Here is a 13,048-nt window from a genome sequence, read left to right on the forward strand (position 1 = left end):
GACGTCGACCGTTGTCACGAGCTTCGACGCGGTCTTATGATCGCGTCCCGTCGCGGTTCTCACGGAGTCTACAACCGCAGCAGCCAGGCCTCGACCTTGCCCTTGCCCTTGACCTCGATCTCGCCTCGATGCTCGAAGACGAAATGGTCCTTGAGCTTTTCGTAGACCGAGCGCGTCACCTGGACGGTATCGGGGATTCCTCCGGATTCCATGCGGCTGGCGAGGTTCACCGTATCGCCCCACAGATCGTAGATGTATTTGCTCTTGCCGATCACGCCGGCCACCACCGGCCCGCTGTTGACGCCGACCCTGAGCTTCATCGATACGTTGTTTTCCATGGCGTGCTCCCTGGTGATGTGGACCATGCGGATCGCCATGCGCACCATGCGCTCGGCGTGGTCGGGCACCTGTTCGGGCAAGCCGCACACCGCCATATAGGCGTCCCCCACCGTCTTGATCTTCTCGATGCCGAGATCCTGGGCAGCGACGTCGAAACGCGTGAACAGGCCGTTGAGCAGGTTCACGACATCCTGGGGCGGCATTTCCGACGACAGTTGGGTGAAGCCGACAATGTCGGCGAACGCGACGGTGACCTCGGCAAAACCGTCCGCGATGCCGTGCTCGCCGCCGCGCAGGCGGTTCGCGATCGGCGCCGGCAGGACGTTGAGCAGCAGTTGCTCGTTCTCGCGATTCTTGTTTTGGATGACGACGTTCTGCCGGCTCAACTCGCCGACCATGCCGTTGAAGGCCATGCAAAGCTCGCCGATCTCGTCCTTCGTGCGGACCGGCACGCTGGCCGTATAGTCGCCGGCGGCGAAGCGTTTCACGCCGGCCGTCAGTTCGCGCAGGGGTCCGAGCAGCGCACGCGAAAGCCATGCAGCGGTGGCGACCACGACCAGCAGCGCCAATCCGCCGACAATCAGCAGGTCCCGCCTGAGCTGGGCAATCGGCGCAAAAGCCTCGGCGCTGTCGACCTTGGCGACAAGCGCCCATCTGACCCCGTCAATTGCCAGCGGCCCCCATGATGCGAGCGTCGGCAAGCCGCGGTATCCGATGATTTGGCCCGTTCCCTCGACACCTGCAAGTGCTGCTCGCGTCGCCTGCGTGTCGATGCGCTGATGCAGCACCGGCGTCCCGTAGCGCTGGATGGACTCGATTTCCTGCTCCGAGGTGCCGACAGACTTGAGTTCGGCGAAGTAACCTTCGGGGTTCTCGTAGAATGCGCGGGGCGCCGAGCGCACCATATGGTCAGGCCCGACAAGATAGGCCTCACCCGTGTTGCCGAAACCGTCCTGCCGCCAACGGCGGCCGCCGGTGACCACATTGTCGATCTCCTCGTTCGACAATTGTGCGATCAATACGCCGATGACGGCGCCATTGTCGATGATCGGTGCTCCCATGAATGCGATCGGCTCACCGCCCGACGGCGCGTAGGGGGCAAAATCCTCAAGGCATATGGCGGACCGGTCGGCCGTCTCAGCGCAGCGGGCCACGGCGGCGGCGACGTTCGAACGGCGGTAAGGACCGAACTGGAGGGATGTGGAAAAATCGACTTCCTTCTGGACCGTGTAGACCAGGCGGCCGGTCTTGGGATCGGCGATCATGAAATCGAAGAAGCCGACCGTTGTGGCGGCCGCGCGCATCAGGGGATGGTAGATGGCGTGCAACCTCGTGTAGTCGCTTCCATCTCCGGCATCGTCGAGCAGTTTTCGCCGCTCGGCAGGGTTCGGATTTTTCACGATATAGTGGTATTGCAGATAATAAGGCGCGCCGCCGACCGGAAGATAGTCCGAAAGGGGTGGTTCTTTTCCCAACACCTCTGTCATCCGTGGGATAAAGTTTTGCGCGTACCAATCGCCGACCTTCTGGCGCAATGCCGGCGGCGCGCCATTTCGATCGAGTTGGTCGACCGCGAGCTTGAACTCGCGTGTCGCCTCGACCACCATCTTGGAGGTGGCGAGCAGGCGCAGTTCCGCCTGGATAGTGTGGAAATAGGTTTCGACCTGGCGCGTCTTCGCCTGGCGGGCAGCGGTGAGCTGATCGAATACCGATTTCTCCAACGCATCCTTGGCGCGAAAATAACCGAGCACGCCGGTTACCAGCACGGCGCTCGCGCCGAGGAACAGAAGAGTGGCGAATAATTTTGCAGCCAGTCCCCAGCGTATGGGCGGCGAACCGCCTGCCTCAGTGGAAGACATTTCTCAGGCCTGACCGATCAGATGCGCCGGGCGAATGTAGTCGGTGATGATGATGACGACCCCCGGCTTAACACTGTCCGATCCGGACAGGCAGCGGATTCTAGCGCATTCGCCGGGCAATGGGCAGTGCATTCTGAAGGCAGGATGGTCGTGGGGCGCATGGGGAGCGGAAGAGAGTGACACCGGGCCACTTCACCTGTAATCGAAGGCGCTGAGCCCCGTCACCATCTCATCGAGCCCCAGCGGCCTTGTGATCGGCGGTTCGGCACGCGACAGGCAGCCCGAGCGCTCGCATAGCCGGCAGGCGGGGCCGACCGGCGTGGCGGCAGGGGGACCAGCCTTGCCCGGCGAACTGCCGGAAGTCGGTGGGCTCGTAGGCAGTGCCCCGGCATAGACGACCTCGTCGCGAAAACCGATGTCGCAGCCGAGCAATATCGCGGTGCGGCGCGGACGCTCGCCGAAGCCGCCCTGCGGCCCTTCCAGCGTCCGGGCGACGGTCAGGAACTCCGCGCCGTCCGGCATTTCCACCGCCTCGACCAGTATCTGCCCGGGCTGAGCGAAGGCCGCATGGACCGGCAGTTTCGGGCAGCCACCGCCGAAGCGGCCATGCGGAAAACCCTGCGCGCCGGCCCTGCGAAAACGGTTGCCTGCATGGTCGATCTCGATGAAGAAGAACGGCACGCCGGAGGCGTTCTGGCGCTGCAACGTGGTCAGCCGGTTGGCCGCCTGCTCGAACGATACCGCAAAGCGCGAACGCAGCACATCGATGTCGTAGCGGGCACGGATGGCGGCCGTCTGGAAGGCCGCGTAGGGCATCATCAGCGCATGCGCGGCGTAGCGGCCGAACTCGAAACGCGCCAGCCGCCGCGCCTCGTCGGACGACAGTTTCAGCCCCTGGATTTCAGCGGCGACCGCGACCGACATGCGCAGCAGACAGGCCTCGATGGCGATCTCGCGCAACTGGTCGTAAGGCGACAGGCGTTCGGAAATGAACAGGCGTTGCGAGTGGCGGTCGTATCGGCGGCGCCAGTTGGGCATGACCGCCGCCGGCAGGACGCGCACGACGATGCCATGCTCGCGTCTGAGCCAGGCCTTCAGCGCCCCCGCCGGATCCTCGCCGGGATCGAGCAGCGCCGAAAACGCCTCGGCCTCGCCTTCCAGCCCGGCAAAATGGTTCGGTCGCCGTTCCAGCGCGTCGCGTACCTCGTCGAGCGGCAGGCGCGTGCCGGAAATCGCCGATGCCCTGCCCTCATGCGCCATGAGGTCGTTGAGGTCGGAGAGCCGCGATGCCTGTTCGCGATAGGCGCGGTAGAGCTTTATCACGCCCGCCGACATGTTCGGCGCCGCCTCGGCCATCTCGATCAGCTCCTGCTCGCCGGGCAGTTCGGCGGCAAGCAGCGGGTCGGCAAAGACCTCGCGCAATCCGCCGATGGAACCCCGCGCCTCGCCCTGCAACTCCTCCGGGTCGACCTTGTAGACGGTCGCGAGTTTCAGGATGAGTTGCACCGTCAGCGGCCGCTGGTTGCGCTCGATCAGGTTGAGATAGGAGGGCGAGATGCCGAGCCCCTCGGCCATCGCGGTCTGGGTCAGGCCCTTGGCGTTGCGGATGCGGCGGATGCGCGGGCCTGCGAAGATTTTCTGCTCAGCCATGGGCGACACTTGGCCGATTGGAATGCGGACAGGCTCGCGGGACAGCACCCGTGCCTTTTACATCCTTTGACAAACCAAACAGCATTCGGAAAACGTCATCCGCCTTTACAATTTTGACAATTTTACATCGTCGCCCTGTCAAGCTCAACACCGATTTTCCCTTTTTCCGTTGCAGGAAATATGATTCTCCTCGCGATTTTTGCACTGCATTGTAAATCAAGTGACAGGAGAACGGCGACACTACCGACCGGTCATTCCAAAAACGCATTGCAGGACGGAGCAGACAATGACTGATTTTTACAACCTCGTCCCTTCCGCGCCGGAAGGCCGCTACGACGGCGTCGAGCGGCCCTATTCGGCCGAGGATGTGAAGCGGCTGCGCGGCTCCGTGACGATCCGCCATTCACTGGCGGAGAACGGCGCGAACCGACTATGGAAGCTCATCCACGAGGAGGATTTCGTCAACGCGCTGGGCGCCATGACCGGCAACCAGGCCATGCAGCAGGTGCGCGCTGGGCTGAAGGCGATCTATCTGTCCGGCTGGCAGGTCGCGGCCGATTCCAACACGGCGTCGTCCATGTATCCGGACCAGTCGCTCTATCCGGCCAATGCCGCGCCCGAACTTTGCCGCCGCATCAACCGCACGCTGCAGCGCGCCGACCAGATCGAGACGTCGGAAGGCAACGGGCTGTCGGTCGACACCTGGTTCGCGCCGATCGTCGCCGACGCGGAGGCCGGCTTCGGCGGACCGCTGAACGCCTTCGAGATCATGAAAGCCTTCATCGAGGCGGGCGCGGCCGGCGTCCACTACGAGGACCAGCTCGCGTCGGAGAAGAAGTGCGGCCATCTCGGCGGGAAAGTGCTGATCCCCACGGCGGCGCATATCCGCAATCTGAATGCCGCGCGGCTCGCCGCCGACGTGATGGGCACGCCGACGCTGGTCATCGCCCGCACCGACGCCGAGGCGGCGAAGCTGCTGACCTCCGACATCGACGAGCGCGACCAGCCTTTCGTTGACTATTCGGCCGGCCGCACCGTCGAAGGCTTTTACCAGGTGAAAAACGGCATCGAGCCGTGCATCGCACGCGCCGTCGCCTACGCGCCGTCCTGTGACCTGATCTGGTGCGAGACCTCGAAGCCGGACCTGGCGCAAGCGCGGAAATTCGCGGAGGGCGTGCGCCGGCATTATCCCGACAAGCTGCTCGCGTACAATTGCTCGCCGTCCTTCAATTGGAAGAAGAATCTGGACGACGCGACGATCGCAAAATTCCAGCGGGAACTCGGCGCGATTGGGTACAAGTTCCAATTCATCACGCTGGCCGGCTTCCACCAACTCAACTACGGCATGTTCGAACTGGCGCGCGGCTACAAGGACCGGCAGATGGCGGCCTATTCGGAACTGCAGGAGGCCGAATTCGCCTCGGAAGTGAACGGCTACACCGCCACGAAACACCAGCGCGAAGTCGGCACCGGCTATTTCGACGCCGTGTCGATGGCGATCACCGGCGGGAAGTCGTCGACCACCGCCATGCACGAATCGACCGAGCACGCCCAGTTCAGGCCCGACGAGTTCAGGCCTGCGGCTGAGTAAACAACTCCAGACAGTGAGGAGAAAGACCATGCTGGACACAGTCGAAAATCCCACCAAGACCCCAAAGACCCGCGTCAAGGAACGCGCCGAGGAGCAGTCGAGCGCAATGTCGTCGTCGCAGCAGACAGCGATCCGCATGCTTGCCAACGATCTGCACCGGCTCAACCAGTCGGTCATGAAGGCGGTGGAGGCCGGCGTGTCGGTGGAACTGGTGCGCTCCGCCCGTCATCACGGCGGCGACGGCAACTGGGGCGATCTGCTGATTCCGGTGGTGGTCACTCAAGCGGGCCGCTGAGCGGCTCAGCATGCAATCGGGACCGTGCGCCGGGAAACGGCGCGCGGTCCCGCTCGGGTATCTGGCCGCATTGGAGGCACTGATGTTTCGACTGGCGGACCGGCGACGGACGTTCTAAAGTCACACCAGTCAACATCCGCGATTTGACGTCGCCGCCGAGGGAAGCGAGACGAAAAATCACCAGTCGCCGGTTTCCCGCATGACGATGACGACCTCCGGCCATGAAATCGAGCCGGAAAACTGCTGGTCCGACGAACCCATGGCGGAGGGTGCATCCGCCGGTCCCTTGATGGTGCTGCTGGTCGGTCGGTCGCGGATCAATGCGGTCGTGGTCTCCAGGATCGTCCAGCGTTCCGGCCTGCATTCGATTTCCGAACCCCCGGAACGCGCAGCGGACGTGTTGGCGAGCATGCAACCGGCGCTGGTCATCCTCGACGGCGGCAGCAAGAATGCCGATTGCGAGGACCTGATGCCGTCGATCCGCGCGATGCGGCGAACCGTCGGTCGGCCGGCCGTTATCCTGCTTTCCACCGGCAATTTCGCCGAAATCACGCCCGCCTACGCCGATATCGTCGACGCGGTGGTGTCGAAACCCATCCTGCCCGAGTTGCTGCAGCCGATCGTCGACAGGCTCGTCGGTCGGGACCCAGCCTGACCTGCTCAGCAAAGAGCCGGTAAGCTTAGAGCGCTGCAATCGGGCCCATTGACACGGCGCGACCGCATGGGTGGCGCTTGAACTCCACCCAAGGCATGCATCGTAACATCTGCTTCAGGCAAGCATTCCGAGCAGTACTGCAAGCTGTTCGGCCTGATCCTCTGTCAGCTTTGCGCCAAGATGCTTCTGGATCGCGGCGCCATAGACTTCCCACATCGCAGCCCGCTCCAGCCGGCCCTTTTCGGTGATCACCACCCAGTGGCCGCGAGCGTCTTCGCTGAACGCCTCGCGGCGCACCAGCCCCTCGCGTTCCAGCCGGCCAATCATGCGAGACAGATTGGGCTGGGCGAACAGCGTCCGTTTCTCGATCTCCATCGGACGCAGGCGCCCGTTCTCGGCGCGGTCGAGTTCAAGCATGACGTCGTACCAGGCGAGCGGCGGGCAGCCGGCGACCGAGAGGTCGCGCTCGATGGATTCGAAGATCCGGCGCTGGCTGCGCATCAGCCTCACCCAACTCAGTTCGACCGCCTCGGAGAGCAACGGCGGCCGGCGGGGCGAGAACGAGCGATGCACCATGGATGCAATTACATCTATCTTGACGCGCCCCGCAAGTCGTCCTATTTAGATGCATGTGTATGCATCTAAATAGGACGATGGATCATGACCCAAAGCTATCCACTTGCCGGCGTCGGCACCGTCAGCGACCGTAAGCCAGCGCTGACACTCGTCAGCCACCATCTCTGCCCCTATGTGCAGCGTGCCGCCATAGCGCTCGCGGAAAAGGGCGTAGCCTTCGAGCGGGTCTACATCGACCTCGCCGCAAAACCCGACTGGTTCATGGCTCTTTCCCCCCTCGGCAAGGTGCCCCTGCTCCTTGTGCGGAACGGCGACGGCAGCGAAGACGTGCTGTTCGAGAGCGCGGTCATCTGCGAATATCTGGAGGAAACGCAGGCCGGCGCCCGCCTCCATCCGACCGATCCGCTGGCGCGGGCACGCCATCGCGGCTGGATCGAATTCGGATCGTCGATCCTTGGCGACCTCTGGGGCCTGGAAACCTCCAAGGAGTCGGCCGGCTACGAGGCCAAGCGCGCGGCACTGGTCGAGAAATTCGCCCGCGTCGAGGCCGAACTGGGCGACGGCCCGTTCTTTAGCGGCGATGATTTTTCGCTGGTCGACGCCGTCTTCGCGCCGATCTTCCGCTATTTCGACGTGTTCGAGGAGATCGGAATGCCGACGCTTTTCCGCGACATGCCGAAGGTCACGCGCTGGCGGGCGGCGCTGGCGGAAAGGCCGAGCGTCATCCATGCGGTGGAGCCCGACTATCCCGACCGGCTCCGGCAATTTCTCATAGGCTACGACGCGCATATCTTGAAATTGGCCGCATGAGGCTATCGTGAGCCAAGCCACCGCATGGATTTTGCTGATCACGGCCGGGCTGCTCGATGCCGCCTGGGCCGTGTCCATGAAATATGCCGAGGGCTATACAAGGCTCGGCTGGACAGCGGTCTCGCTTATGCTCCTGGCGGCCTTTGTCTATCTGCTCGGCAAGACGCTGACAGTCCTGCCGGTCGGAACCGCCTATGCCGTCTGGTCCGGCATAGGCGCCGCTGGCACGGTGATCCTCGGCATTCTGCTGTTCGGCGAAGCATTTACCCTGGGCCGCGTCGCCGGGATAGCGTTGGTCGTCGCGGGGATCGTCGCTCTCAAGCGCCTTCCAGGGTGACCCCCCTTTCCTTTGCTTAATCTGCGCGGCTATACTTCGGGCATAGCAACATTTTGGTGATTGATGCCGCCTGAAAAAAAGGAAGCCCGCCCCGCAGGCCGCGCGGGACGTAGCCGCGTGCCCGCTTATGTGAAAAACCTTCGCGGCGTAACCAACTGGAAACAGGTCAGCGAATGGCTTGAATGGCGGGGCATCGAAGACATCGAATGCATCACGCCCGACCAGGCCGGCGTCGCCCGCGGCAAGATGATGCCGTCGAAGAAATTCACGTCCAACACGTCGCTGGCGCTGCCTTCGGCGCCCTTCATGATGACGATCTCGGGCGACTATCCGGAAGACGGCAACGGCTTTGCCTATCCGGAAGATGACGGCGACCTCAAGCTGGTGCCGGACCTGTCGACGCTTTCCGCTGTGCCCTGGGAAGACGATCCGACAGCGCAGGTGATCTGCGATCTGGTCCACCAGGACGGCCGCAGCGTCGAGTTCACGCCACGCAACGTACTGAAGCGCGTGGTCGCGGCCTATGGCAAGCGCGGACTGAAACCCGTGGTCGCGCCGGAAATCGAATTCTACCTGGTCCGCAAGAACCCCGACCCCGACTATCCGCTGACGCCCCCGGTCGGCCGTTCCGGACGGCCGATCGGCGGCGGCGCCGGCTATTCGATCGCCGGCGTCAACGAGTTCGACGAACTGATCGACGACATCTACCATTTCTCCGAAAGCCAAGGACTGGAGATCGACACGCTTATCCACGAGGAAGGCGCCGGGCAGTTGGAGATCAATCTGCGCCACGGCAATCCGGTGGAACTCGCCGACCAGGTGTTCATGTTCAAGCGCACCATCCGCGAGGCGGCGCTGAAACACGAGACATATGCTACCTTCATGGCCAAGCCGATCCAGGGCCAACCCGGATCGGCCATGCATATCCATCAGTCGATCATCGACAAGAAGACCGGCAAGAACATCTTTACCGGCGAGGACGGCGCCGAGACCGACGCCTTCCGACATTTCATCGGCGGCATGCAGAAGCATGTGCCGAGTGCGCTGGTGATGTTTGCCCCTTATGTTAATTCCTACCGCCGGCTGACGCAGGCAGCCTCCGCTCCGGTGAACACCAAATGGGGCTACGACAACCGCACCACGGCTTTCCGCGTGCCGCGTTCCGACCCGGCCGCACGGCGCGTCGAGAACCGCATTCCTTCGTCCGACGCAAATCCCTACCTAGCGCTGGCGGCGTCGCTGGCCTGCGGGCTGATCGGCATGATGAAAAACATCGAGCCCGACGCACCGGTCGGCACGACGGTCAACGAGGACGAGATCGACCTGCCGCGCGGCCTGCTCGAAGCTGTCGACCTGTTCGAGGCCGACGAGGAACTGCGCGACATGCTGGGCGCTTCGTTCGCTTCGACTTACGCGGCCATCAAGCGCGCCGAGTTCGAGACGTTCATGGAAGTGATTTCCCCGTGGGAGCGGGAGTATCTGCTGCTGAATGTGTGAGGAGGTAGGGGAGTAGGGGGCGACGAAATCCTGGCCGAAGGAAGAATTGTATGGCGTTACCAGCCAGACGCGGCGAGCGGCGAGTTCGGTTCCCGCCAATATTGCGGAAGGTTATGGTCGCGAAATTCGTGGTTCCTGTCAGCAATTTCTTCGCATCGCGCAGGGATCGTTGAAGGAACTGGAGACGCATCTACTGATTGCCGAGCGCACAGGCGTTGCGCCAAACGGATCAACGGAAACACTGCTCGCAAGTGCTGAAAGTGTTGGAAAGCTCCTTCGACTTCTAATTCGCAAACTTTCACCGAGTTAGCATCCCTACTCCCCTACTCCCCTACTCCCCTAACGGCCTTCGCATCATGACCTACCAATCCCCCATCTCCCCTGGCTATTCCTGGTACGAAGACACCGCCGGTCCGCATCCGGGCTATCCGGCGCTCCACGGTGACCGCAAATGCGACGTCGTCATCGTCGGCGGTGGTTTCACCGGGCTTTCGGCGGCGGTGCATCTTGCAAAGACGGGCACGAATGTCGTGCTGCTGGAAGCGCATCGCTTTGGCGACGGCGCCTCCGGACGCAACGGCGGACAGTTGGGCACCGGCCAGCGCGCCGGCGCGGAGGAGTTGGAAGCCGAATACGGGTTCGAGCGCGCCAAGGCGCTGTTCGATCTTGCCGAGGAAGCCAAGGCGCATCTGCTTGAATTCGCTTTGGTCAACAAGATCGACATCGACTTCCGCCCGGGCCACCTGAACGTCGCGCACAAGAAGCGCGAGTTGCCGGAGTACCTCGAACATGCGGAGGCGATGACGACGCGCTTCAACTACCCGCATTTGAAATACATGGATGCGGCGGAGACCGCCGAGCGGCTCGGCTCGACCCACTATTTCGGCGGCGTGCGCGACACCGGCACAGGCCATATCCATCCGCTCAAGCTGGTCATCGGCACGGCGCGGGTTGCCGCGGAAGCCGGCGCCCAACTCCACGAAAACAGCCGGGTGACCGGCGTGACCACCAATGGCGGCAAGGTGGTCGTGTCGACGGCGAGTGGGACGGTGACGGCGCAGAAATGCCTGCTCGCCATCGATGCCTATTCCGGCGACCTCGAAAAATCCACTGCATCGCACATCATGCCGATCGGCTCGTTCATCGGCGCGACCATTCCGCTCGGCGACGACAGTCCGGTGCTTCCGGGCGGTGAGTCCGTCTCGGACTCGCGCTTCGTCGTGCGCTATTTCCGTCGCGTAAAAACCGGCGAATTGCTATTCGGCGGCCGCGAAATCTATGCGGTGAAGGACCCCCAGGACATTCACATCCACATCCGAAGGCAGATCACGGAGCTTTATCCCGAGTTGAAGGATATCCCGATCACCCATGGCTGGGGCGGCTATGTCGGCATAACGGTGCCGCGAAAGCCCTTCGTGCGCGAGGTGATGCCGAACGTGATCTCCGCCGGCGGCTATTCCGGCCACGGCGTCATGCTGTCCAATTTCGTCGGCAAACTCTATGCCGAAACGGTCGCGGGAAACCGCAACCGGCTGAAACTGTTCGAGGACCTGAAGATACCGGCTTTTCCCGGCGGAACGCGTTTCCGCTCGCCGCTTTTGTTCCTGGCGCTCAACTGGTATGCGTTGAGAGACCGTATCTGAGCCAACTTTTTTGCACCGATTCCGTCACGGGTCGGGCCTGTTTCAGGATCATCCATAAGCATAAGCCGGCGCGAACGCGTGCCGGAGTTGCGTTTTTATCGTCTTTCGGTCTATTTAAGGCTGTATTTTCTGCTTTCCCGCAGGAATATGACGGTTTGGGCGCAGAGATGCCACAATCTTCGCTCAGGCTGGTAGGACCAGCAGGCTACGGGCGGGCCACCGGCTGGTTTCTCTGATGTGCCGGACGGCGTTCGGCATAGGTGAATTTTCGAAGGCGCAAAGCCGTACCAAGAACGGCACGCGCGGAGAGGTTTGCGTTGAAGGGCTGGTTCGGCTCCGGCAAGTCAAGGGTCCGGCGTACATCGCTGGATTTTCATTATGATTTGCGGCCTTCCCTCTGGCATAGGATAGCGGAACGCTCGCATCTGATCGTTGCCGGTATCGGCTCCATTGCGATGCTTGGCATGGCTGGGACCGCGATCTGGCTTGCCTTGCCTTCCGATGGCTCAGAACAGATCGTCAGCCGCGTGGAAGCCGCGCCGCGTGTCGCCACTGCCGACGCCACGGCAGCACGGACGCAAAAAGCTGAATCGCCGCAGCCCAGCGAGCCGGTCACCGCAGTCAGCCACCCGGACGGTGCGAAACCAACTGTGGCCACTGTATCCGCTGTCCCCACCGTCCAGGTTGCCTCGGCCACGGAAGAGGTCTCGATTCCCGAACCGATGCAGATCGAGCCCTTGGATCCGACGGATCCCCGATGGATCAGCGCGCTGGCAGGCCACGCCGCGACCAATCCCGCGGCAGCGGTGAATGCTGAAGCCTCGAAGGACGTTTCCCAACCCGCGGCGGGCGCCAATGCCTATTCAGACGACGACGGCACGGAGGACAAGTCGGCAACCGCCGCCATCCCGGCGGTAAAGCCGATTCAGGACGCCACCCAGCCCGAACAGGCCGCGGAAGAAAACGCCGCCGAGGAAGAGAAAGTCGCAAATGCGGGCCGCGCGGGACGAACGTCGCGCGCAGTGACCATGCGGGCGAGGCCAAGCAGCCGCGGCGGAGTGCTCGGCACGGTTCCGGGCAGCACCAACGTTCAGGTGGTTTCCTGCGACCAATGGTGCGAGATCATCTACAAGGGCAAGCGCGGCTTCGTCTACAAGAGCTTCCTGCGCAACAACGGCCGTTAGACTCCGGCGCCCGATCGCCGAAACCCGGCCGCTACAATCCATGAATGCCTAGCCAGAGTGAAGCTGTGAGCAGCCATCGTCTCGCCATATACAATTTCGGCATGTTTCGGCAGCGCGCCGATCATCCCTCCATCCAGGGTTTTCACACCCGCAACGACCGGAACTTCGCCACCGCCGAACAAAGCGATGGGTTTGTCGCCCGCTCAGGCTACGCCGGCGAGCCCGGTCCGCCGAGTTGGGGCGAGCAAATCTATCCGCGCTTCTACATCGACCATGGCGATGGCTGGGCGCCCTCGACGCTGTCGCTGTGGCGAGACCTCGGCGCGCTGCTTGCCTTTTCGTACACAGGCTTTCACGCCGAGACCATGCGGCAGGCACGCGATTGGCTGGTCGAGCAGCGATGGCCGCCTTACGTTTTGTGGTGGGTGACGCCTGACCGCACACCGCTCTGGGCCGAAGGCGTGGCGCGGCTCGAGCATCTGCACGATTACGGGCCAAGCACGGACGCCTTCGACTTCAAGCACCCTTACGGCGATGACGGACAGCCCACGACGATCGACCGCTCCGCACTGAAACAGCGCAAGACCGTAGAGCGCGCTCCTTCGGGCTGAT

The 13,048-nt window shown here is 62.9% G+C and carries 12 protein-coding genes and 1 pseudogene; 10 read left to right on the forward strand and 3 right to left on the reverse strand.

The genetic code is table 11. The features are described from left to right. Nucleotides 1–68: 68 nt before the first annotated feature. Entirely contained in the window at nucleotides 69–2,198 is a 2,130-nt protein-coding gene (locus ABMA59_RS21065; RefSeq protein WP_349007356.1) for an adenylate/guanylate cyclase domain-containing protein, read from the reverse strand. Between the two features lie 192 nt (nucleotides 2,199–2,390). Then, on the reverse strand, nucleotides 2,391–3,848 hold the full coding sequence (locus ABMA59_RS21070) for a helix-turn-helix domain-containing protein (RefSeq protein WP_349007357.1): 1,458 nt from the start codon (nucleotides 3,846–3,848) through the stop codon (nucleotides 2,391–2,393). A gap of 286 nt (nucleotides 3,849–4,134) precedes the next feature. Between ABMA59_RS21070 and aceA the strand changes: the two genes are divergently transcribed. The 3 genes from aceA to ABMA59_RS21085 all read left to right on the forward strand — a co-directional run bounded on the left by aceA (nucleotide 4,135) and on the right by ABMA59_RS21085 (nucleotide 6,389). Further along, nucleotides 4,135–5,439, forward strand: a complete 1,305-nt coding sequence (gene aceA, locus ABMA59_RS21075) for an isocitrate lyase (protein WP_349007358.1) — start codon at nucleotides 4,135–4,137, stop codon at nucleotides 5,437–5,439. 28 nt (nucleotides 5,440–5,467) lie between these two features. Further along, nucleotides 5,468–5,734 (forward strand): SMc00767 family acetate metabolism repressor, encoded by a 267-nt coding sequence (locus tag ABMA59_RS21080; RefSeq protein ID WP_349007359.1) that lies wholly within the window; start codon nucleotides 5,468–5,470, stop codon nucleotides 5,732–5,734. A 199-nt stretch (nucleotides 5,735–5,933) separates the two neighbouring features. Continuing rightward, the gene (locus tag ABMA59_RS21085; protein ID WP_349007360.1) at nucleotides 5,934–6,389 is read left to right on the forward strand and encodes a response regulator; all 456 of its coding nucleotides are present in this window, start codon (nucleotides 5,934–5,936) and stop codon (nucleotides 6,387–6,389) included. A gap of 114 nt (nucleotides 6,390–6,503) precedes the next feature. Here the strand turns inward: ABMA59_RS21085 and ABMA59_RS21090 are convergent, their stop codons facing one another. Continuing rightward, nucleotides 6,504–6,965 (reverse strand): MarR family winged helix-turn-helix transcriptional regulator, encoded by a 462-nt coding sequence (locus ABMA59_RS21090; protein ID WP_349007361.1) that lies wholly within the window; start codon nucleotides 6,963–6,965, stop codon nucleotides 6,504–6,506. Nucleotides 6,966–7,049: 84 nt separating this feature from the next. On the opposite strand from ABMA59_RS21090, the gene ABMA59_RS21095 reads away from it, so the two are divergent. From ABMA59_RS21095 to ABMA59_RS21125, 7 genes and pseudogenes are all read left to right on the forward strand, one after another. Beyond that, nucleotides 7,050–7,775 (forward strand): glutathione S-transferase family protein, encoded by a 726-nt coding sequence (locus tag ABMA59_RS21095; RefSeq protein WP_349007362.1) that lies wholly within the window; start codon nucleotides 7,050–7,052, stop codon nucleotides 7,773–7,775. Nucleotides 7,776–7,782: 7 nt separating this feature from the next. Further along, nucleotides 7,783–8,112 (forward strand): DMT family transporter, encoded by a 330-nt coding sequence (locus ABMA59_RS21100; protein ID WP_349007363.1) that lies wholly within the window; start codon nucleotides 7,783–7,785, stop codon nucleotides 8,110–8,112. A gap of 63 nt (nucleotides 8,113–8,175) precedes the next feature. Then, entirely contained in the window at nucleotides 8,176–9,609 is a 1,434-nt protein-coding gene (locus ABMA59_RS21105; RefSeq protein ID WP_349007364.1) for a glutamine synthetase family protein, read from the forward strand. 19 nt (nucleotides 9,610–9,628) lie between these two features. Then, nucleotides 9,629–9,919: pseudogene (locus tag ABMA59_RS21110) on the forward strand (four helix bundle protein); the annotation flags it as partial. A 46-nt stretch (nucleotides 9,920–9,965) separates the two neighbouring features. Beyond that, the gene (locus ABMA59_RS21115) at nucleotides 9,966–11,252 is read left to right on the forward strand and encodes an NAD(P)/FAD-dependent oxidoreductase (RefSeq protein WP_349007366.1); all 1,287 of its coding nucleotides are present in this window, start codon (nucleotides 9,966–9,968) and stop codon (nucleotides 11,250–11,252) included. A gap of 527 nt (nucleotides 11,253–11,779) precedes the next feature. Next, on the forward strand, nucleotides 11,780–12,436 hold the full coding sequence (locus tag ABMA59_RS21120; protein ID WP_349007367.1) for an SH3 domain-containing protein: 657 nt from the start codon (nucleotides 11,780–11,782) through the stop codon (nucleotides 12,434–12,436). Between the two features lie 65 nt (nucleotides 12,437–12,501). Next, nucleotides 12,502–13,047: a DUF3291 domain-containing protein gene (locus ABMA59_RS21125; RefSeq protein WP_349007368.1), complete on the forward strand. Its 546-nt coding sequence runs from the start codon at nucleotides 12,502–12,504 to the stop codon at nucleotides 13,045–13,047. The last annotated feature ends 1 nt before the right edge of the window (nucleotide 13,048 follow it).

It is taken from the genome of Mesorhizobium yinganensis, assembly GCF_040081985.1.
GTDB classification, from domain to species: Bacteria; Pseudomonadota; Alphaproteobacteria; order Rhizobiales; family Rhizobiaceae; genus Kumtagia; species Kumtagia yinganensis.